Source organism: Novacetimonas pomaceti (genome assembly GCF_003207955.1).
Classification (GTDB): domain Bacteria; phylum Pseudomonadota; class Alphaproteobacteria; order Acetobacterales; family Acetobacteraceae; genus Novacetimonas; species Novacetimonas pomaceti.
The window spans coordinates 204336-225468 of sequence record NZ_NOXG01000003.1; the positions used below are offsets into that span (position 1 = coordinate 204336).

Genomic DNA, 21133 nt, shown 5'->3' on the forward strand with positions numbered 1-21133 from the left:
CCGGATGCTATGATGATGATCGGCTGACACAACGATTATCCGGCTTTTTCCCTTTTTACGTACCATTGGATAAGGGTTCTCGCATTGAAGCGGTTTTCACGATTTCCCAGGTTCCTTGCCGTCGCGAGCGCAGCGCTGACGCTGATGACCGCGACCCTTCCCCTCGCACCCGCGCAGGCACAGGGATGGGGCAGGCGCGGCGGCCCGCCGCCGCCGCCACGTGGTGGATGGCATGACGGCCGGGGCCGGGGCGGTGGCGCCGGGCTTGCGATCGGCAGCGGCATCGCGGGCCTTGCAATCGGGACGATGATCGGCAGCACGCTGGCGGACCGCGCCGTGGCCCCGCCGCCTGCCTATTACCCGCCGCAGCCGGTCCCGCCGCCGCCGCCGCCGACCTACTATTCCCCTTCCCCTTATGGTTACGGATACTGAACCCCGGTCTTACCCGCCGCGTTTGCATCCCACCCGACCACCTGAACAGATCTGAAGGGATACTGTCATGATTCTTCGCCGTATTCTGCCTGTCGCCGCCCTCATGCTGCCGGGTATCGCCATGGCTGCCGTCCCCCCCACGCAGCCCGCGCCCGCCGCCGCGACGGCCCCCCTTGCCCATACGCCGCATGATCCCACGCCGGAACAGCTGGAAGAACATATCAGCACGCTGCATCAGCAGCTGCACATCACCAAGGCACAGGAAAAGCTGTGGGCGCCGTTCGCGCAGGACATGCGCGACAACGCCAGCCGCCTGCATGACGCGATCGAAAACCGTCGCTCGTCCCTCGCCACGCTGAGCGCGACCGACAACATGCAGTCCTATGCCGCCCTGGTGGCCGAACGCGCGCAGGACATGCAGACGCTGAGCCAGGCGTTCGTGCCGCTTTATGCCTCCTTCTCCAAGAAGCAGAAGAAGAATGCCGACGCCCTGTTCCGGATGGGCGACGAACAGCATGGCGAACACCAGGCTGCGGCACAGGACGGACAGGCCGCGTCCGACGCCTCCACCGCAGCGAAATAACGCGCAGCCTGCCCCACGCGGGGGCAGGATACCGGACGGCGGACAGCCGTCCATATGAGGTTGTGGCCGGATGACGGCCACAACCTTTTTTTATCCGTTCCCGTTCAGGGAACGCCGTGCGGATCAGGCCCCGTCAAGCGGATACCATTCCCGTCCGTCACGTTCGAGCAGTTCGTCCGCCCCTTTCGGCCCGGTCGCGCCGGCGGGATAGATTTCAAGGCCGGTGCCATTGCCCGCCCATGCCTGAAGCACGGGATCAACCGCGCGCCACGCCGCCTCGATATTGTCGGCGCGCTGGAACAGGGTGGCATCGCCCATCAGGCAGTCATACAGCAGGGTTTCATACCCGACGTTCGGAGACTGCGCGAAAACGTCCTCGTACCGGAAACGCACCTGCACGTCGGCAAGGTCCATCCGTGGCCCGGGACGCTTGGCCCCCATTTCCATCGTCAGTCCCTGCGCGGGCTGGATATTGAGGATGATGCGGTTGGGCGGCAGTTCGTGCGTTTCGGTGTCGCGGAACATCATCATCGGCGGCTTCTTGAACTGGACCACCACCTCCGTCCGGCGGCCACCCAGCGACTTGCCGGTGCGCAGGTAGAACGGAACCCCGGCCCAGCGCCAGTTATCGACATGCAGTTTCAGCGCGACATAGGTTTCCGTCGTGCTGTCGGCCGCGACGCCCGGACTGTCGCGATAGGCGATGACCGGCTTGCCTTCCACCGTGCCCGCCGCGTACTGCCCGCGCACCGCGTCGGTGGGGGAAATGGGGCGCACCGCCTCGAACAGCTGTTCCTTGCTGGTGCGCACCGTGTCGGCGGAGAAGGAATTCGGCGGCTCCATCGCCACCATGCCGAAAAGCTGGAACAGGTGGTTGGGGATCATGTCGCGCAGCGCGCCGGTGGGTTCATAGAACGCGCCGCGCTGTTCCACGCCGATCGTCTCTGCCGCGGTGATCTGGACATGGTCGATGAATTCGTTGCGCCACAGCGGTTCGAACAGCAGGTTGCCAAACCGCATGGCGAGGATGTTCTGCACCGTTTCCTTACCCAGGAAATGGTCGATGCGATAAACCTGGCTTTCCTGCAGCACCGCCAGGATCCGGCGGTTGAGTTCACGCGCGCTGCGCAGGTCGGCGCCGAACGGCTTTTCGACCACCACGCGGCGGAAGTGGCCGCCCGTTTCGGTCACGAGTCCCGCGCGGCCCAGCATTTCGATCACCGGGGCGAAAAAGCGCGAGGACACGGCGAGGTAGAAGATCGCATTGCCATCGATTTTTTCCCCCAGCGCGCGGATCTGCGCCAGGTCGCCGAAATCGGCCTGGACATAGTCCAGCCGGTCGCACACCCATTTCCACTGCGTGGCGTTGATGCTGGGGGCATGGAATTCGGCGTTGGGGTCGTGGGTGAAGGATTGCATCATCTCCGTCAGGCCATCGCGCCACTGCGCGGTGGTGCTGGCGACATGGTCCACGCCGATGATGCGGAAGGCGGGATCCAGAAGCCCGCTCCCCGCGAGGTTGTACAGCGCCGGCATCAGCAAACGCTTGGTAAGGTCACCATGCGCGCCGAAAATCACCAGCGTGCAGGCCGGGGCCGGCCGGACGCCCGCAGGCGCGCGCGGCGTCGGAGAGGCAGGGTTGGCGTCAGGTAAAGACATGATCCGTGACAGTCCTTTGTCTGTGTTTTCGCGCGGGGGAGGCCGTCTGCCGTGACAACGCGCCGCCCACGCAGAAAATCCGCCCGGGCGCGGGAACACGCCACCGGACATGACGGACCATACCACCATGTCGGGACCGCGCGCCTTGCGCCTGCTCAAACAGCATCATGTGCAAAGACAGGAAGGATGTCCCGGCAATAGATAAAAAGATTCGGGAAAAATATCGTGTTGCTTGCACCACCCGCACGCAGGCTCTAGGTGTCGGGACGCTTAACGACTGTCTGCAAATCCGCGTCGGCGCGTCCTTATCTGATCTGGATATGCTCCAGGGACACCGGCGCATCATCAGGGGATTATCCAATGGGTTACCGCGTTGCGGTGGTGGGTGCCACCGGTGCCGTCGGGCGTGAAATACTCAAGACACTGGCCGAACGGCGCTTTCCGGTGGACGACATCGTGGCGCTGGCCTCCGCCCGGTCGGCCGGGCAGGAAGTCTCGTTCGGGGAAAACCGGGTGCTCAAGGTGCGCAACCTTGAACATTTCGACTTCACCGGATGGGATGTCGCGCTGTTTTCGCCCGGCGGGAAGGTTTCCGCCACGTACGCCCCCCGCGCGGCCAGGGCCGGATGCGTGGTGATCGACAATACCTCCCATTTCCGCATGGAACCCGACGTTCCGCTGGTGGTGCCGGAGGTCAATCCCAATGATGTGAAAAAGGCGAAGCGCAACATCATCGCCAACCCCAACTGTTCCACCATCCAGATGGTCGTGGCGCTCAAGCCGCTGCATGACCTGTTCACGATCCGGCGCGTGGTCGTCGCGACGTACCAGGCCGTCGCGGGCGCGGGCAAGGGCGGGATGGACGAACTGTTCACCCAGACGCGCGGCAGTTTCGTGGGCGACCCGGCGCAGGCCGAGCAGTTCACCAAGCAGATCGCCTTCAACTGCATTCCCCATATCGACCGTTTCATGGATGACGGCGCGACGAAGGAGGAATGGAAGATGGCGGTGGAGACGCGCAAGATCCTCGACCCCGATATCGCCGTCTTTGCCACATGCGTGCGCGTGCCGGTGTTCATCGGCCATGCCGAGGCCGTCAGCGTGGAGTTCGAGGAGCCTGTCGATCTCGAGCGCGCGCGCGCGGCCCTGCGCGAGGCGCCCGGAGTCGTGCTCCACGACAAGCGCGAGGATGGCGGTTATGTCACCCCGGTCGAGGCGGTGGGAGAGGACGCGACCTATGTCTCGCGCCTGCGGGTCGACCCGACCGTCCCCAACGGACTCGGCTTCTGGTGCGTGTCGGACAACCTGCGCAAGGGGGCCGCGCTGAACGCGGTTCAAATCGCGGAAACAATGATTGCGCTCGACCTGCTGGGACCCGGCAGGCGCGCCTGAATACATGCCTTTTTGGCGCGGATCAGCCATGCGTCCGCGCCAATGCTTGGATCAATACATTCGGGGCGTCTCTCAACCTCGTGTTCCGGGCCTGCGTTGACCACACCCATCGGGGGGCGTAGGACCGAATAATACAAGGCAACGGAACAAACCGAAGCCATAACAGGGAAATTGACGAGACGACCATGCAGGATGTCCGTGATGCGCTCTATGTAGGGCACCGAAGCGACGGAACTCTGACCAGGCGGCCAATGTCCCCGCACCTCCAGGTCTACCGCTTCCGTCTTTCCATGTTCCTTTCAATCGCGAACCGCGCGGCCGGCGTTGCCGCCACCGTGGGGTCCGCGCTTGGCATCTGCTGGATCAGCGCTGCCGCAAAGGGACCGAAATCATTTGCCAAGGTCCGCAAGGTGACCGGCCATCCGCTGGGCAAGCTTGCCCTGGCTGGCTGGGCCCTGGCCTTGGTCTATCACTTTGTGGCGGGGATTCGCCACCTGATGTGGGACAGCGGCGCCCGCTTCGAAAAGAAGGAAATCAACGAGGACGGTCCCGTGGCCGCAGGTGTGACCGTGGGCGTCACGCTGGCGCTGGTTGCCAGCATCCTTGGCGTCGCAGCCTGTCGCTCGAAGAAGAGGGCCTCCTGACATGAGTACTCAGCACAAACCGCATATCACCGTCATGCGTTCGCAGCTGTCGCGCGCGCGCGGGCTGGGTTCCGGCAAGAGCGGCGTCGCCCACTGGTGGGCGGAACGCGTGTCGGCCGTGGCGCTGGTGCCGCTGTCGGGCTGGTTCGTGATCCAGGTCTTCCGCCTTGCCGGGGCATCCCAGCCGGAAGTCGCGAAGTGGGGCGGCAGGCCTGTCAACGCCACCATGATGATGGCGCTGGTGATCCTGACATTCTACCACACGCAGCTGGGCCTGCAGGTCATCATCGATGACTATGTGCATGGCAAGGCGCATGTCCCGGCAAGCCTGCTGATGAAAAGCGTGATTTTCCTGCTGGGCGTGTTCGGCGCGATTTCCGTTCTGAAGCTGGCGCTTGCCACCACGCGCGGGCGAATCGCCGCGAGCTGACGCGCGCGCCACGCCACCGGCAAGACAGAGACATTCGCGGACTGGCGGTCCGGTCAACCCCGCCCGGCAGTCCGAACGAGCATCGGGACACGTCCAAACAATGAATGCGATCACATCCCCAATCCCCGGCAATTACAAGATCGTCGATCACGCCTATGACGTGGTCGTGGTCGGTGCCGGCGGTTCCGGCCTTCGGGCCACACTTGGCATGGGTGCGGCCGGCCTGAAGACCGCCTGCATCACCAAGGTTTTCCCCACACGCAGCCACACCGTCGCCGCACAGGGCGGCATTGGCGCGTCGCTTGGCAACATGGCCGAGGACAACTGGCGCTGGCACATGTACGATACCGTCAAGGGATCGGACTGGCTGGGTGACCAGGACGCCATCGAATACATGTGCCGCGAGGCCGTCCCCGCCGTGTACGAGCTGGAACACATGGGTGTTCCCTTCTCCCGCACGGAAGAGGGCAAGATCTACCAGCGCCCCTTCGGCGGGCACATGCGCAATTATGGCGAGGCCCCCGTGCCCCGCGCCTGCGCCGCGGCCGACCGCACGGGCCATGCCATCCTGCATACGCTGTACCAGCAGTGCCTGAAGCATAACGTCGAATTCTTCGTCGAATATTTCGCCATCGACCTGATCATGGACGAAAAGGGCGCGTGCAAGGGCGTTGTCGCATGGTGCCTCGACGATGGCACGCTGCACCGTTTCCGCGCGCAGATGGTCGTCCTGGCGACCGGCGGCTATGGCCGTGCCTACAACTCGTGCACATCGGCCCATACCTGCACCGGCGACGGCGGCGGCATGGCGGTGCGCGCGGGCATCCCGCTGCAGGATATGGAATTCGTGCAGTTCCACCCCACGGGCATCTTCCCGGCAGGCTGCCTGCTGACCGAAGGCTGCCGTGGCGAAGGTGGCTACCTCACCAATTCCGAAGGCGAGCGTTTCATGGAACGCTATGCCCCGACGGCCAAGGATCTCGCATCGCGCGACGTCGTTTCACGCGCCATGACGATCGAGATCAACGAAGGGCGCGGCTGTGGTCCGAAAAAGGACTATATCCTGCTGCATCTGGAACATCTCGGCGCGGACCTGCTGCATGAACGCCTGCCGGGCATTTCGGAAACGGCGCGCATCTTTGCCGGCGTGGACGTGACCAAGGAACCGGTTCCGGTCCTGCCGACGGTGCATTACAACATGGGCGGCATCCCCACCAATTACCATGGCGAGGTCATCCGCCCCACCGCCGACGATGTCGATGCCGTGGTGCCCGGCCTGATGGCCGTGGGCGAGGCCGCGTGCGTGTCCGTGCATGGCGCGAACCGCCTTGGCACGAATTCCCTGCTGGACCTGGTTGTCTTCGGCCGTGCCGCAGCCCAGCGCGCGGCCCAGATCATCAAGACCGAGGAAACCATCCCGCCGCTGCCGCCCGGGGCAGGCGACAAGGCCATCGAGCGTTTCGACCGCCTGCGCAATGCCAAGGGCAAGACGCATGTCGCCGCGATGCGCGCCAACCTGCAGCGCACGATGCAAAAGCATGCCGCCGTGTTCCGCAATACCAAGAGCCTTGCGGAAGGCGTGGAAAAGATCGCGGAAATCTGGAAGGAACTTCCCGACATCTCCATTTCCGACCGTTCGCTGATCTGGAACAGCGACCTGATGGAAGCCCTGGAGTTCGAGAACCTTCTGGCGAACGCGACCGTAACGATGGCCGGGGCCGAAGCCCGTCACGAAAGCCGTGGCGCACAGGCGCACGACGATTATCCCGAACGTGACGACAAGAACTGGATGAAGCACACCGTCGCCCACATGGACGACAAGGGACAGGTCACGCTGACCTATCGCCCCGTGCATATGAAGACCCTGACTGACGACGTTCAGGTCTTCCCCCCCAAGAAACGCGTTTACTAAGCGCACGGCGGAAAGGGAACGAGACGATGGTCGAATTCAGACTGCCAAGAAACAGCACGGTGGGCAAAGGGCGGATCTTTACCGCCCCCGCCGGCGCCAAGAACGTCAAGTCATTCCGGATCTATCGCTGGAGCCCGGATAACAACGACAACCCCGTGATCGATACGTACGAGATCGATCTGGACCATATTGGTCCGATGGTCCTTGATGCGCTGATCCACATCAAGAACGATATCGATCCCACCCTGACCTTCCGGCGTTCCTGCCGCGAGGGGATCTGCGGGTCGTGCGCGATGAACATCGCGGGTGAAAACACGCTCGCCTGCCTCAAGCCGATCCGTGACCTTGATGGCGACGTGGCGATCTATCCGCTGCCGCACATGCCGATCGTCAAGGATCTGGTGCCCGACCTGGACGGTGCGTACGCGCAGCTGCGCTCCATCGATCCGTGGCTGAAGTCCGACACGCTGCCCCCGCCCGACGGGGAACGCCTGCAGAGCATCGAGGAACGCGCGGAACTGGACGGCATGTGGGAGTGCATCCTGTGCTTCTGCTGCTCCACCTCCTGCCCGTCCTACTGGTGGAATGGCGACCGCTATCTTGGTCCGGCCACGCTGCTTGCGGCGTATCGCTGGATCGCGGACAGCCGCGACGAATATGCGGGCGCGCGTCTGGATGCGCTTGAAGATCCGATGAAGCTGTATGCCTGCCGCACCATCATGAACTGCACCCAGACCTGCCCCAAGGGTCTGAACCCGGCCAAGGCGATCGGGCGGCTGAAGGAACTTCAGCTGGAACGCAAGGGCTGATCCCCAACGCCTTGATCCCACGGCGCATGGACCGTGACGGATTGACGAACGAAGCGCCGGATGGGACATATCCGGCGCTTTTTTCGTATCTGCACCCATGAAAGGATGCGCCCGTGTTCGATGGAACCCTGTCCAGCGCGTCAGGACGTGGACGTGCCTGGATCGACAGCCTGTTCGTGGATCATGCCATCCTGCGCATGACATGGACGAATTTCCGCACCGTCATTCCCGGACGGGTCTATCGCTGCAATCACCCCACCCCCTGGCGGCTGGCCATGGCGACCCGGCGGCTGCGCCTGAAAACGCTGGTCAACCTGCGCGGGCACCGCAAATGCGGTTCCGACGCGCTTTCGCGGGACGCCGCGCGACGGCTGGGGCTGAAGCATATCGACATGGCGTTCGAAAGCCGTAACGCCCCCCATCGCGACCGGATCGAACGGTTCGAGGCGATCTACCGCTCCGTCACGTTCCCCATGCTGATGCATTGCAAGTCGGGGGCGGACCGGACGGGCCTTGCCGCCGGGCTTGTCATCCTGTTCGAAGGCGGAACCGCGCGCGAGGCGCTGCGTCAGCTTTCATGGAAGAACGGGCATTTCAACAGTTCGCGCACCGGCGTGCTGGATGCGTTCTTCCTGCGCTACCAGGCCGAGGCGGAAGGACGCATTCCCTTCATGCAATGGGTCCGGACCGAATATGACGAAGACCGCCTGCGCCATGATTTCCGCGCGGGAAAAATTGCCGCCTTCCTCAATGACAGTGTCCTGCGCCGGGAATAGCGCGGATCAGGCGGCCATCGAACGCACCAGTTCAAGCACGCGCCTGCGCACGGCCGGATCGCTGATGCGATAGTACGAACGCACCAGGTCGATCGTCTCCCGCCGCGACAGCAGGGCCAGTTCATTGCTGGCGAAACGGTCCTCCGTACCTTCCGGCTGGCTTGCGACCGGCACGCCGCCAAAGGATTCGCGCGATTCGGCAAAAGAGGATGGCGTCGCCGCGCCGGCCGGGACCTCTGGCTGGGCCGCATTGTCCTGCGGCATGCCGTCAAAAAAGAACGCGATCGGAACATCAAGGACACGCGCAAGATCGTACAGGCGCGAAGCCCCCACACGGTTGGCGCCACGTTCATATTTCTGGACCTGCTGGAATGTCAGGCCAAGCGCCGTCCCGAGCCGTTCCTGCGACATGCCGAGCAATGTACGGCGCAGTCTGATGCGACTGCCCACATACACATCTACAGGACTGGGAGAACTAGACAGCTTGCTATTCACAACAAATGTCCTATGCCAGAAATACAATTTATTGATAAATTATCAGTTAGTTATATATTAAACAAAACAGTTATAGGGTTCATCGTTAACCTTTTGTAAAGGGAGAATTTATATCATCCTCCCAAGGCTTGCGATAATTCTTTTCATTTACAACATCTTAACCATAAGGTCACAAACAAGACTTTTTTTGTGCCCTTTTATTTCCTTATGTAATTTCGTTTCATATATCGGAATTTTACAGACTATCCGCAGTGGCGATCCTAACGGGACATATGGCGAATCGTTCCTCCGCCCAGTCCCCGGACATGTCAGGACCGGCGGGTCACGCCCCGGCCACGCAGTCCCGCCACCAAAGCGGATGCCAGCGTCAGCAATGCCAGCAGCAACGGCACCAGCCGTCCCCACCGTGCAAAGAATGGGGGGGACAGTGCCTCTGGCATGGGCTGGACTATAGTACCCGTACGATCCCAGCCCAGCCATGCCGTTTCATGGCCGTAACCATCAAATATGGCGGAAATGCCGGTATTCGCGGCACGGGCGACAGGCAGCCCTTCTTCCACCGCGCGCATCCTGACGGCGGCAAGATGCTGACGCGGTCCCGCGCTATTTCCGTACCAGCCGTCGTTTGTGCTGTTGAGCAGCCACGAGGGACGGTCATGGGGATCGACCGTCTGTCCTGAAAAAATGACTTCGTAACAGATCAGCGGACCAAACGGGGACACGCCCGGCACGTGCCATGTCCGCACGCCACCGCCTGCCGCCATGCCATCGCCCGGCACGACATGAAACGGCAGCAGGGCGGGCTGGTATTCGCCAAAAGGCACCAGATGCGACTTGTCATAGATATCGGCAACCCGCCCGTCGGGCGGCACGAGCATCACCATGCTGTTGCGCCAGCGATCCTGGTCATCCTGTCGCAGGGTGCCGATCACGCCCGCGGCCGCCCCCTGCCCGGCCTGCATGATCATGCGCCGCGCGATCGCATCTTCCAGCAACAGGCCGGGAAAGGCGGATTCAGGCCAGGCGAACACGATGGGCCGTCCCTGCGTGCCCTGATGCAGGGCCTGTTCCACTCCCTGGCGGGTCAGGCCCAGATAACGGCGAAAAATCGCCACATCCTCGTTCCCCGCCATCTTTTCCGCTTCCGGCACGTTTCCCTGCACCAGCACCACAACGGGATTGTGCCCCGAAACAGCGCTGTCCGAACGCAGGGACAGCCGCGTGATCCCTGCCGTCACCCACAGCGCCAGGGTGGCCGACATGAATATCCACCCGCGCCGGCCCCATAATGGCGCCAGCGCCAGAAGCACCGTCAGCAGCGTCAGACCATCCACGCCAATCCATGCCGCGGGCTGGATCATCACGTCCCCCGCATGGCCGGGGAATTCCCATACGCTGCCTGGCGGATTCCATGGAAATCCGCTGAATATGAAAACGCGCATCATATCGGCGATCGTCCACGCGGACGCCAGCACAAGGCAGCGCGCCATTCCTGCGGGGACAATCCGCGCCAGCGCCGCCGGCACGGCAGTAGTAGGCGTAAGGATCAGCGCGCATCCGGGCGAGGCCAGCGGCACCAGCCACCAGAACGAATCCATGCGCAGCATGATCGCATCCGTCAGCCAGTACAGACCCGCCGTATGGAACCCAAGGCCGAACATGAACCCGCATCGCGCCGCGCCGCGCCAGTCCGGGGCGGCGTCGATCATGCGCATCAGCACCGGGAAGCACAGCGCCAGCACCACGACCACATGCACCGGCGGCAGCGCCAGCGCCGCCAGCGCGCCCGTCAGCAGCAGCGCGACATCCGCGCGCCATCCCCGCAGACGCACCAGCGCGTCGTATCTTGCGCGCAGAACAGCGGGGATCGTCATTCCGGCGCGAATATCCGCGGGCTGCCGCCCCGGCCCGTTCCCTTAATCAAGGGCGTCACGCAGGCGACGTTCGTAATGACGGTAATATTTGTCCGCCAGCAGTTCGCTTTTGACCAGCACGGCGACATCGGTCGTATTGAACTGCGTATCGATCACCGCGCCATCGCCGACATAACCACCCAGACGCAGGTACCCCTTGATCAGCGGCGGCAGCCCCGCAAGGCAGCGGCGATGGTCCAGCGTCTGCGGATCACGGCGCAGCATTTCCACCCGGCGTTCCGGCAGGGCGCGCACACGCAGCGCCGGCGGCGCGAGGTGGTTATGATACAGGTAGGTCAGTTCGTTGCTTAACGGTTCGGGATCGGTGCCCGGCAGGCTGGCGCACCCGAACAGCACGTCGATACGGTGCAGGAAGATGTAGGACGCAATGCCGCGCCACAGAAGCTGCATCGCCGCGCGCCCGCGATAGGCGCGATCAACGCACGAACGCCCCACCTCCAGCAGGCGTCCGGGGAATTCCGTCAGCGGCGAAATGTCATATTCGCCCGAAGAGTAGAAACGGCCAAGCCTGCGCCCCGCATCGCCCTGCATCAGGCGATACGTGCCGACCACCCCCTTCGCGCCAGAGGAAATGGCATGGTCGATGACCAGCAGATGGTCGGCATATTCATCGAATTCATCGACGTCGCGACGCAGCCGCCGGGTACGCTCATCGGGCCGCGCGCCCATTTCCTCGTAAAAGACGCGATAACGCAGGGCCTGCGCGGCGTCGCGTTCCTCGTCCGTGCAGGCGATACGGACCCCGAGGTTGCCACCCCGCAGTTCGGGAAAGCCGTTACGCTCCAGATCCAGCGTGGAAAGGGAGTGCATGCTTTTCTCCACACTCATCGTTTTGACCTGCCTGTCGGACGCGCCGTCGTCGTGCGGGGGGGGGATTCGTCCTTTGTATCCGCAGCCCGCTTGCGGGCGAAAAGTTCCAGCCGGTGCGATACGAGATCGAAACCAAGGTCGTTGGCGATCCGGCGCAGCAGCCGGGCATGCTCCTCGTCCTCGAACTCGATCACCTTGCCCGTATCGACATCGATCAGGTGATAATGGTCGCCTTCCTCCGTGGCCTCGTACCGGGCGCGGCCACCGCCGAAATCACGGCGTTCGAGGATCCCCTTTTCCTCCAGCAGGCGCACGGTGCGATAGACCGTGGCAACCGAAATACGCGAATCAAGCGTCGCCGCGCGGCGGTACAGTTCTTCCACATCGGGATGATCCTGCGCTTCGGACAGGACGCGCGCGATCACCCGCCGCTGCCCTGTCATCTTCAGGCCCCGTTCGATACACATGCGCCCGATGCGCGATTCCATTACGTCATTACCTGCTGCCATGATTACAGGCGTAGCCTATCATCAGATCGATTGTCCAACGACACCGTTATTCTTCGCGCTTGGTTCCCAACCCGATCTTCCGCGCCAGGGACGAGCGGTGGCTGGCATAGCTGGGCGCGACCATGGGGTAATCATGCGGCAGTCCCCAGCGTTCGCGATATTCCTCCGGCGTCATGTTATAGGCCGTCTTCAGATGCCGCTTGAGCATCTTCAGCTTCTTCCCATCCTCGAGACAGACGATGTAATCGGGAAAGACCGACTTCTTCAGCGGGACTGCCGGGACCGGTTTTTCAGGCGCGGCCTCCACCTTCCCAAGCGCGGCCATCGTTTCATATACCTGATGAATCAGATCCGGCAGGGTTTCGGCATCCAGCGTATTACGTGCGACATAGGCAGACACGATTTCAGCGGTCAGTTCCCGCAGTTCCACATCCGCTGTTTCATCAGCCATCAACTTGATCCTGTCAGTAGAAATACATGCGTCTTATATAAATAATCCAGACAAGACCGCAACCATACTCATGAAAGAATGTCAGGTAACATGGCCGATACTGGTATGACGGAAATAGATATCACGCATGAGGTCTGCCCCATGACATTCGTGCGCACCCGGCTTGCGCTGGACCGGCTGCCGCCGGGGGGGCACCTGCGGGTGCGGCTGCGTGGTGCCGAACCGCTGGACAATGTCAGCCGCAGCGTCCGCCTGCTGGGTCATGACATCGCGCGGCACGAGACACTGTCCGATGGTGTGACGCACGTCCTGCTCATCATCAAAAAAACGTCATCGCCCGCCGGATGATCCCACCTATGCCGTCGATGGCGCAATGTCGCAGGCCATGACCAGCGCGTCCGACCCGTCCGGGTAATACCGGCGACGCTGCCCCACCGTAAAAAATCCCGCACCCTGATACAGCGCGATGGCGGCGGCGTTATGCGTTCCCACCTCCAGGAACAGGCGGGTTGCGCCATGGCCGGACGCCACGTGCCGCAACCATGCCAGCAGCGCGCGCGCCATCCCCCGCCGCCGGAAGGCGGGGTCCACCGCCAGCGTCAGGATTTCGGCCTCATCGACGACATGCCGGGCCATGAGGAACCCGGCAGGCACCTGCGCGCCATCGACCACGGTCATGACCACGCCCAGCCATGTGCCGGGCATGCCCAGGACCGTCCGCAATGCCTGCGCGTTCCATTGCTGGTCGGCGGAAAAGGCCGCCGCGTGAATCCGCGCCAGAACAGGCAGGTCCGCCGCATCGGCCGACAGGGCCACGACATGACGGCTCCCTTCGGCCATGCCCTAGCCTTCCGCCCTGCGCGGGGGCGGGCGCAGTCCTGCCGCGGGCAGTCTGGCCTCCGGCGGATCGACATAGAGGGGCTGCACGTCGCGCGGCGGCAGCACGCCCTCGCGACGCAGCAGGGCGGCATGGACGATCTGGCATGCATCCGGCCCCGTCAGGGCGGACAGGATCATGTCGTCACGCCCCGGCCTGTCATGCCCTTGCCCGCAGGCATCGAAGACCTGTTGCGCCGCATTGCCCGCCAGCAGGACGGGACCGGGGGGAATGGCGTCGGGATCCTCCAGCATGACGGCACGGATATCGCCACTTCCCGTCCCGGCGGGAATGGATTCGACAAAGGCGCGGCCACGGCGCGCGACGGAACAGCACAGGATGCGCGTGCCCGGCAGGATGGCCTGCGCACGCAATGCATCGGCCATGGCCTCGCCCGTCGTAACACCGATCACGTCACACCCCAGTCCCAGCGAAAGGCCCTGCGCGAACGCGACCGAGGCACGCAGCCCGGTAAACGATCCCGGCCCCACCACCACGGCCACCATGTCCAGAGTCGCGACAGGCCAGCCACATTCGGCGATCAGTTCACGCGCCAGCAGGGGAAACGCCTCCGACCCGCCCCGGCCTTCCACCTCGCGCGCCTGTTCAACCCGGCATCCCCCGGGCGTGACCTCCACACAGGCGATCAGCGCGCGCGCCTGCGCCCCGGCCGAAGCCCCGTCAAGAACCAGAACCCGCATGCGTCAGGCCATCACGCAGGCATCGTCGAATTCAAGCCTCGGGGCGCGGGGCGTGTCGAACGCATGATCGGCGTAACCGAGGCTGACCAGGAAATTGGCCCGCCAGCCATGGGCCTGCAGGAACGTTTCCTCCACCATCAGGGAATCGAATCCCGACATCGGCAGCGCATCCAGACCCAGCGCGCGGGCGGCCATGATAAGGTAGCCCCCCTGCAGCGTGCTGTTGCGCACGGCGGTTTCTTCCGCCAGCCCCACGTCGGCGGCAAACCATGACCGTACCCCCGGCGTGGGGTTGAGGACATCCATGCGGTCGAAGAACAGCGGGTCATAGGCCACGATGACCGTGACAGGCGCGCTCATCACCCGTGCGACATTCCCTTCCGACAGGGCGGGACGAAGGCGTTCGCGGCTGTCATGCGTGCGCAGGAAGACAAAGCGCGCGGGACAGCAGTTGCCCGATGTCGGCCCCAGCCGCACCAGATCGTACAGACGCCGCAGCGTCTCCTCCGTTACGGGACTGTCATTCCATGCCGCGGGCGTCCGCGCGGCACGAAACAGCAGGTCCAGTCCGGCATCCTCAAGAACCATGAAACTTTCCCACTCCGGCGTATCAGGCTTCGACCTGCTCTACCGATACCACTTCGGGGATATAATGGCGCAGCATGTTTTCCACGCCATGCTTCAGCGTCGCGCGCGACGACGGACAGCCGGAACACGCGCCCTGCATCGTCAGGCGCACGATCCCGTCGTGATAGCCGCGAAAGACGATATCGCCACCATCGCCCGCGACCGCGGGGCGCACGCGCGTATCCAGCAGTTCCTTGATCTGCTTGACGATTTCCTCGTCCCCCGGGGCGACGGCGTCCTCGATCACCACGGCTTCCTGCTCCACCGGGGCCTGCCCGGTGGCGAGGTAGTCGGCGATGGCTGAAAGGACCTGCGGCTTCAGGTCATCCCATTCCACCGCATCGGCCTTGGTTACGGCGATGAAATCACCGCCAAAAAATACCCGCGCCACGCCATCGAGGTCGAACAGGACCTCCGCCAGGCGGGAACGTCCGGCCACCGAATCCGCGTCGATGAAGTCCGCCGTGGCGCCATTGGGCATGATATCCCGCCCCGGCAGGAACTTCAGGGTGGCGGGGTTGGGGGTATCTTCGGTTTCTATGAACATGCTGCGGTCTTTCCCGACAGGTAAAGGAAGGCGGATCTCTCCGGTCCTGTTAGCATCCACATGTGCCATGGTCCACGCCCGCACAAGCCCCTGTCGCAGGATAAGCCGGACGTGAAGGCGCCGAAGCCGGAAGACGGGCGTGCCATGGGCATGACCGGACATGCCATGGACGGCGCCTTCCATCACACCGTCCCATCTCAGGACGCGGTGGTTTTACGTTCCGCCGCGCCGATGGCCTGCGTGGCGCGCGGCAGCACGATTTCAGCGCACAGGCCCCCGCCCTCCCGGTTGTAAAGGCGGAAACTGCCACCCTCGCGCATGATTTCGCGGTTGACGATCGCAAGGCCCAGCCCCATGCCGCCGGTCGCGCGCGAGCGTGATCCCTCCACCCGGTAAAAGGGCGTGGAAACCCGCGACAGTTCCGCCTCCGGCAGGCCCGGCCCGTCATCCTCCACGCGGATATGGATGCCATCGGCCGCCACCAGCAGCACGACATGGGCATTGCCACCGTAATTCAGGGCATTGTCGATCAGGTTGCCGATCACCCGCTTCATCGCCAGCGGCCGCACGACCGCATGGGCCTGATGCGGTCCTTCATACGTCACGGGTCGCCCCTGGTCGGCGTTGTCATCGACACGGGTCGCGATGATGGAGGCAAGGTTGACCGAACGCGCGGGTTCGGGGTCATTTTCCCCGGCAAGATAGGCCAGAACGCCCGCGATCATGGCCTCCATCTCGCTCACGTCGGCCTCTATTTCCGCCTGCACCGCCGTATCTTCCAGAAACCCCGCCCGCAGGCGCAGGCGCGCCAGCGGCGTGCGCAGATCGTGCGACACGGCGGCCAGGGCCTCCGTCCGGTCGGCGATCAGGCGGCCGATACGTTCCTGCATCGCATTGATGGCGCGTGCGAGGTAGCGGACCTCGCGCGGGCCCTTGTCCTCCAGCGGGACCCACTGGCCGGATCCCACCGTATCCGCCACCTGCGCCAGCGCGCGCAACGGCATGCTGAGCGCGCGGACAAGCATCCCCGCCGCCAGCAGCACCGCCCCCGCCAGGACGGCGGCGGAAACGATGCCCCGGCGCATATGGTGCGGCTGCAGCAGGTCGGGGGCGCTGAATCCCATGAAGCTGCCATCGGGCAGGCGCAGGACGCCACGGATATCCGATGTGGCCCGCACCGTGTCGGACAGGTTGAGCACGTTGCCCTGCAACGCGGGCACCGTCCCGGCCACGCGTTCATGCAGTCCCCTCAGCCCGCCGGGTTCGGGACGCACGACGCCTTCCTGCGCGCTGGTACGCCAATCGATGGTCAGGTCGGGGGTGGACAGCATCGCCGCCAGCACCATGCGCTGCGACGTGGGCGTGGCGGCCAGCACGCGCGCGTCGATGACCAGCCGTTCGCTCACCTGATCGAGCTGCGCATCGTCAATGGTATAGGTCTCGGCCTCTTCATAGAAAACCGAACTGCCGACAAAGACGAGCGCCACCGCCGCCAGCAGGACGAACATGACGCGCCCCACCAGACCACGCGGCCACAGCGTGATGCGGCGGGAGGCCGGGGGGGCGGGAAGGGCGTTTTTCATGCCCCCGATCCGCCGCCGGTCAGACCCGCTCCACCTCTGACGTGAAGATGTATCCCATGCCGCGCACCGTGCGGATCAGGTTGTCGGCATCCGGGCCCAGCTTGCGCCGCAGGCGGCTGACCAGCACGTCAACGCTGCGGTCCGACACATCCCCCAGACGCGTGCGCGACAGTTCCAGCAGGCGGTCGCGCCCGATCACGCGCTGCGGATTATCCAGAAAGCTGGTCAGCAGGTCATGTTCGGCACCCGAAATCTCCACCGCCGCGCCGGACGGGTCGGTCAGTTCGCGCCGGCGCAGATCCAGCGTCCATCCCGCGAAGCGCAGCGTTTCCTTGCGCGGCCGACCGGCACTCGGCATCGTGATGCCCCCGCCCCGCCGCCGCAGGACGGCCCGCACGCGCGCCAGCAGTTCCTTCTGTCCAAACGGCTTGGGCACGTAGTCATCCGCCCCGAGTTCAAGGCCAAGCACCCGGTCCAGTTCCTCCCCCCGGGCGGAGACCATGATGATCGGCACCTCGTTCGTATCGGCGCGGTTGGCGGGATCCCCCCCCTCGCCCGAGCGCAGGGCGCGGCACAGGTCCAGCCCGTTCGTGCCGGGCAGCATGACATCAAGGATGATGAGGTCCGCGGGCTGCGCCGCCAGCGCGTCCCACATTTCCGAAGCATCCTGCACCCCGCGCACGCGATAGCCATCGCCTTGCAACGCCCGCACGATCAGGGTGCGCATGCCGGCATCGTCCTCGACAACCACGATGCGGGCGGGAAGATCAGGATCAACAGATGGATGTGTGGTCATGCCTGGCAGTATTTCCCCGAAATTCACAAATGATCGCTGAAAGTCCGGCTTTCACCATATCCAACGTATGGAAAGGGCAAAAGGGTGCGTCATATGTCATAAAATGTCAGGGACATGTCCTGTCGCAATCGCGGCAGGAAACGGCGGGAAAGGCCCATGCCCTTGCCCGCCGGATATGCCCGCCCAGGGGCGGACTGGCCTCAACTTAAAGACCGCTTGAAAAGCTCGGGCCGACAACACCCTGAAATCATAAAGGTTTTTGGTGAAGCTTTTTGCAAAAAGCTTCAAGGAGCGTCGCCTTTCCAGATGAAAGGCGACCCCCAAAAACTTTTGTCGTTTTTGTCAAAAGGCCTCTTGTGATTTCAGGACTGGGAGCCCAGCTTGACCACCCAGAACTGCGCAAGGTCACGCGCGCCATTGTCGCCGCCAACGCTCTTCAGCGTGGCGATCGCAGCGGCCTTCTGCCCCGCCGCCGCCTGCGCCAGACCCAGATGCAGCTTGGCGATATTGACGTCGGTCGGCCCCTTGGCAATGCCAGCGTTCATCAGCTGCAGGCCCTTGTCCGCCTGTCCGAACGTCACGTAGTTGTAACCGACCGTCAGCAGGGCGTTCCCGTTGGGCGCGGCCTGCGCCTGCGTTTCCGCCGTGGCGATGTTGGCCTTGCGGTCCGCGACCGTCTGGACAATCATCTGCTTCAGGCGATCCTCGCGCGCGGCGCCCGCGTCATGGCCCAGCACGTTCGTGCTGTAACCCTCGTTCATCACGTCAAGGGCGATCTGCGGCAGGCCCGCCTGCATCGCCAGTTCCGCAATGTCGATATATTCCGCCGGCGTCTTCACCAGTCCCGCAGCCACGCGCACCCGGTCCACGTCCAGACGCAGCGCCGGGGCCATATGCGGGTTGCTCAGCGCGGAATGCACCACCTGCGCCCAGTAATCCGGCTTGGGATAATACGTCGCCAGCAGGACATAGGTCTGCATCAGGGCCGACTGGTCATGCAGCTGCGCCTGGCATGCCGCCAGCAGCTGCAGCTGGTTTTCCGTCGGCTTCGTGCCCGCCTTGGACTGCGCATCGATCTGCATCTGCTGCGCGCGCGCCGCGTTGGCGTAATCCTTCTGCAGGTAATAGGCCTGGATCAGGATCGTGTACATCTGCGGGTTCGTGCCCCCCGCCTTGATGTATTTTTCCGCCACCTGCGCCGCACGCGTGTAATCCTTGGCGGTATAGGCCATGCCGGCTTCGGCCTGGACCATCTGTTCCTTGGTCGCGGCCGGCGTGCGCGGGGAGGCGATCAGCTTGTCATACGCGGAAATCGCTTCGGGGACATTGCCCGACTGCGCCGCGACGGCCGCGCGCATCTGGTCGATCGTATAGGATTCGTAATCCGTCTTGCCCGGTACCGCCTCGGCCGCGTTCACGGCGGCCATCGCCTCGGGATATTTATGCGCCGCAAGGGCACTCTGCGCGGTCTGGAGGTTCTTGCCCACCTTCTCGCCCAGCATATCGGCGGCCTGCGCGGGCTGCGTCATCAGGAACACGGACAACGGCAATGCCGTCACCGCCCCGGCAAACAGCATGCCACGCGACAGGAACGACGATTTCAACTTACTGCTTTTCAACTCATTGTCCTTTCCATGAATCGGTCATGACCCGTGATCGCAGATCATGCCGCGCCAGTCTGCGACAGGGCGGCGCGGCACTGATCATCCCGCAGGCGGGAGGCAGCCGTGGTGACACGTAACGTATGGCATCCCATGGGTGCGACAGGAACCGGCATTGCGATCAACGCCGGCGCCGCGCTCCGGATGCCCGGCCCGATGCCCCGCGCGGGCAGCGGGCCTGCCAGCCTTATTTCTCGTCCAGTCTTATTTCTCGTTGGGGTCAAGGTGACGGTAACCACCCAGCAGCACCGACTGCACGTCGGCGGCGAAGTTGCGGACCTCGTCCATCGCGCCCTTGTTGCGACGCACCAGCAGGTTATAGCCCAGAACCGCCGGAACCGCGGTGCCCAGGCCGATGGCCGTCATGATCAGCGATTCACCGACCGGACCCGCGACCTTGTCGATCGACGCGTTGCCCGCGATGCCGATCGCCGTCAGCGCGTGATAGATGCCCCACACCGTGCCGAACAGACCCACGAACGGGGAGGTCGAACCCACCGTCCCGAGGAAGGCGAGGCCACCCTGCAGGCGCGTCTGGACCAGCTCGACAGAGCGGATGATCGACATCGTCGTCCATGTATGCAGGTCGATGGCTTCCTGCATCGTGCCTTCGTGATGTTCGGCCGCCGTGATCCCGGTTTCAGCGATATAGCGGAAGGGCGAGGCCTCGGGCATCGCGTCCGAACCGGCCTGGATGGTCGGCTTGTTCCAGAACTCGCTCTTCATGATCTTGGCATCCTTGAGGATGCGGGCCTGTTCGATGAACTTGCTGATCATGATGTACCAGGTGCCGACCGACATGACGACCATGATCAGCAGGACGGTACGGGCAATGAAATCACCGTTCGACCACAGGGCGCCCAGACCATACGGATTGGATTCCGCCCCCCCTCCGCCTGCGGCGAAGGCCATGGCCGGCGCGGCCGTCATCAGCACAACGGCCGCGGTAAGAAGGGTACGATGCTGTCGGGTCATTGTAATCAAGATCCTCTGACGGGAAAAAAACGGTGCGGGGCCCCGGCGACACGAGGGACCGGCTGGCGACTGGGCCGGGACTGGCCCGTCATGGGGTAAAACGGCCATTTCAATGAACCGGGCGGTCGCGCGCCTGCATCATGCGCGCGATATCGGGCGGGGCGATACGCGGCACGACCGGGGTCACGAGAACGGGACCACGCTGCGGCGCGGCGGCGGGCAGGAAGGACGGCGCGTCCCTGACGATCCGCAGCGGGATCAGCTGCGCGCGCGGGGGGGCGGGGAACATGTTCCATGATTTGGGGTGCAGGCCATAGGCAAGAACGCCGAGCGCAAGGACATGCAGACCCGCGACACCCGCGATTACCCGCCCGAATGGCGTCTGGCGGCGCTGCAGCCTTACATAATCCATTCCCGGAACCATATCCCTATCCCAATCAATGCCCGTGGCATCGCTGCGCGTATCCATCCCCCCGGAAGATGAAGGGATGATGCATGGTGGATGCCGGTTCCTGAATTGGGCGGCTTCC

The 21133-nt window shown here is 63.8% G+C and carries 24 protein-coding genes and 1 pseudogene; 10 read left to right on the plus strand and 15 right to left on the minus strand.

Annotated features, from left to right (window positions below; all coding sequences use genetic code 11):
- The first annotated feature begins 144 nt into the window (after positions 1-144).
- On the plus strand, positions 145-432 hold the full coding sequence (locus tag CFR71_RS05280) for a hypothetical protein (RefSeq protein ID WP_110560640.1): 288 nt from the start codon (positions 145-147) through the stop codon (positions 430-432).
- 67 nt (positions 433-499) lie between these two features.
- Positions 500-1015 carry a Spy/CpxP family protein refolding chaperone gene (locus CFR71_RS05285; RefSeq protein ID WP_110528103.1) on the plus strand — a complete coding sequence of 172 codons (516 nt, stop codon included), beginning with the start codon at positions 500-502 and terminating at the stop codon, positions 1013-1015.
- 123 nt (positions 1016-1138) lie between these two features.
- On the opposite strand, the gene zwf is transcribed toward CFR71_RS05285, so the two are convergent.
- The gene (gene zwf, locus CFR71_RS05290) at positions 1139-2674 is read right to left on the minus strand and encodes a glucose-6-phosphate dehydrogenase (RefSeq protein WP_110528548.1); all 1536 of its coding nucleotides are present in this window, start codon (positions 2672-2674) and stop codon (positions 1139-1141) included.
- 360 nt (positions 2675-3034) lie between these two features.
- Between zwf and CFR71_RS05295 the strand changes: the two genes are divergently transcribed.
- The 6 genes from CFR71_RS05295 to CFR71_RS05320 all read left to right on the plus strand — a co-directional run bounded on the left by CFR71_RS05295 (position 3035) and on the right by CFR71_RS05320 (position 8637).
- Positions 3035-4066: an aspartate-semialdehyde dehydrogenase gene (locus CFR71_RS05295; protein WP_110528106.1), complete on the plus strand. Its 1032-nt coding sequence runs from the start codon at positions 3035-3037 to the stop codon at positions 4064-4066.
- A 251-nt stretch (positions 4067-4317) separates the two neighbouring features.
- The gene (gene sdhC / locus CFR71_RS05300) at positions 4318-4710 is read left to right on the plus strand and encodes a succinate dehydrogenase, cytochrome b556 subunit (protein ID WP_239019471.1); all 393 of its coding nucleotides are present in this window, start codon (positions 4318-4320) and stop codon (positions 4708-4710) included.
- Between the two features lies 1 nt (position 4711).
- Entirely contained in the window at positions 4712-5140 is a 429-nt protein-coding gene (sdhD, locus tag CFR71_RS05305) for a succinate dehydrogenase, hydrophobic membrane anchor protein (protein ID WP_110528112.1), read from the plus strand.
- Positions 5141-5240: 100 nt separating this feature from the next.
- A complete protein-coding gene (gene sdhA, locus CFR71_RS05310) occupies positions 5241-7052 on the plus strand; it encodes a succinate dehydrogenase flavoprotein subunit (RefSeq protein ID WP_110528115.1) in 1812 nt (603 codons plus the stop codon).
- A gap of 26 nt (positions 7053-7078) precedes the next feature.
- On the plus strand, positions 7079-7861 hold the full coding sequence (locus tag CFR71_RS05315; RefSeq protein ID WP_110528118.1) for a succinate dehydrogenase iron-sulfur subunit: 783 nt from the start codon (positions 7079-7081) through the stop codon (positions 7859-7861).
- Between the two features lie 113 nt (positions 7862-7974).
- Positions 7975-8637 (plus strand): tyrosine-protein phosphatase, encoded by a 663-nt coding sequence (locus tag CFR71_RS05320; RefSeq protein WP_110528121.1) that lies wholly within the window; start codon positions 7975-7977, stop codon positions 8635-8637.
- Between the two features lie 6 nt (positions 8638-8643).
- On the opposite strand, the gene CFR71_RS05325 is transcribed toward CFR71_RS05320, so the two are convergent.
- From CFR71_RS05325 to CFR71_RS05345, 5 genes are all read right to left on the minus strand, one after another.
- Positions 8644-9132 carry a helix-turn-helix domain-containing protein gene (locus CFR71_RS05325; RefSeq protein WP_110528551.1) on the minus strand — a complete coding sequence of 163 codons (489 nt, stop codon included), beginning with the start codon at positions 9130-9132 and terminating at the stop codon, positions 8644-8646.
- Between the two features lie 308 nt (positions 9133-9440).
- A complete protein-coding gene (lnt, locus tag CFR71_RS05330) occupies positions 9441-11006 on the minus strand; it encodes an apolipoprotein N-acyltransferase (RefSeq protein ID WP_110528124.1) in 1566 nt (521 codons plus the stop codon).
- Between the two features lie 42 nt (positions 11007-11048).
- Positions 11049-11894 carry a GNAT family N-acetyltransferase gene (locus CFR71_RS05335; protein ID WP_110528127.1) on the minus strand — a complete coding sequence of 282 codons (846 nt, stop codon included), beginning with the start codon at positions 11892-11894 and terminating at the stop codon, positions 11049-11051.
- Positions 11891-12385, minus strand: a complete 495-nt coding sequence (locus CFR71_RS05340) for a Fur family transcriptional regulator (RefSeq protein WP_110528130.1) — start codon at positions 12383-12385, stop codon at positions 11891-11893. Before CFR71_RS05340 ends, CFR71_RS05335 begins: the two co-directional genes overlap by 4 nt.
- Positions 12386-12431: 46 nt before the next feature.
- Positions 12432-12836 (minus strand): MucR family transcriptional regulator, encoded by a 405-nt coding sequence (locus tag CFR71_RS05345; protein ID WP_110528133.1) that lies wholly within the window; start codon positions 12834-12836, stop codon positions 12432-12434.
- A 90-nt stretch (positions 12837-12926) separates the two neighbouring features.
- Between CFR71_RS05345 and CFR71_RS05350 the strand changes: the two genes are divergently transcribed.
- The gene (locus tag CFR71_RS05350; RefSeq protein ID WP_110528136.1) at positions 12927-13184 is read left to right on the plus strand and encodes a sulfurtransferase TusA family protein; all 258 of its coding nucleotides are present in this window, start codon (positions 12927-12929) and stop codon (positions 13182-13184) included.
- A gap of 6 nt (positions 13185-13190) precedes the next feature.
- On the opposite strand, the gene rimI is transcribed toward CFR71_RS05350, so the two are convergent.
- The 6 genes from rimI to CFR71_RS05380 form a co-directional block, all read right to left on the minus strand.
- Positions 13191-13676, minus strand: coding sequence for a ribosomal protein S18-alanine N-acetyltransferase (rimI, locus tag CFR71_RS05355; RefSeq protein WP_110528140.1), 486 nt, complete (start codon positions 13674-13676; stop codon positions 13191-13193).
- 3 nt (positions 13677-13679) lie between these two features.
- Positions 13680-14414: a tRNA (adenosine(37)-N6)-threonylcarbamoyltransferase complex dimerization subunit type 1 TsaB gene (tsaB, locus tag CFR71_RS05360; RefSeq protein WP_110528143.1), complete on the minus strand. Its 735-nt coding sequence runs from the start codon at positions 14412-14414 to the stop codon at positions 13680-13682.
- Positions 14415-14417: 3 nt separating this feature from the next.
- Positions 14418-15002 (minus strand): malonic semialdehyde reductase, encoded by a 585-nt coding sequence (locus CFR71_RS05365; protein WP_110528146.1) that lies wholly within the window; start codon positions 15000-15002, stop codon positions 14418-14420.
- Between the two features lie 22 nt (positions 15003-15024).
- On the minus strand, positions 15025-15588 hold the full coding sequence (locus CFR71_RS05370) for a NifU family protein (RefSeq protein ID WP_110528554.1): 564 nt from the start codon (positions 15586-15588) through the stop codon (positions 15025-15027).
- A 197-nt stretch (positions 15589-15785) separates the two neighbouring features.
- The gene (locus tag CFR71_RS05375; RefSeq protein ID WP_110528148.1) at positions 15786-17171 is read right to left on the minus strand and encodes an ATP-binding protein; all 1386 of its coding nucleotides are present in this window, start codon (positions 17169-17171) and stop codon (positions 15786-15788) included.
- 19 nt (positions 17172-17190) lie between these two features.
- Positions 17191-17967: a response regulator gene (locus CFR71_RS05380; RefSeq protein WP_110528557.1), complete on the minus strand. Its 777-nt coding sequence runs from the start codon at positions 17965-17967 to the stop codon at positions 17191-17193.
- A gap of 156 nt (positions 17968-18123) precedes the next feature.
- On the opposite strand from CFR71_RS05380, the gene CFR71_RS16110 reads away from it, so the two are divergent.
- The gene (locus tag CFR71_RS16110) at positions 18124-18327 is read left to right on the plus strand and encodes a hypothetical protein (protein ID WP_133251092.1); all 204 of its coding nucleotides are present in this window, start codon (positions 18124-18126) and stop codon (positions 18325-18327) included.
- Positions 18328-18329: 2 nt separating this feature from the next.
- Here the strand turns inward: CFR71_RS16110 and CFR71_RS05385 are convergent.
- From CFR71_RS05385 to CFR71_RS05395, 3 genes and pseudogenes are all read right to left on the minus strand, one after another.
- Positions 18330-19674 (minus strand): annotated as a pseudogene (locus CFR71_RS05385) (tetratricopeptide repeat protein).
- A 158-nt stretch (positions 19675-19832) separates the two neighbouring features.
- Positions 19833-20711: a MotA/TolQ/ExbB proton channel family protein gene (locus tag CFR71_RS05390; protein ID WP_408891669.1), complete on the minus strand. Its 879-nt coding sequence runs from the start codon at positions 20709-20711 to the stop codon at positions 19833-19835.
- Between the two features lies 1 nt (position 20712).
- A complete protein-coding gene (locus CFR71_RS05395) occupies positions 20713-21015 on the minus strand; it encodes a hypothetical protein (protein ID WP_133250316.1) in 303 nt (100 codons plus the stop codon).
- Positions 21016-21133 lie beyond the last annotated feature (118 nt).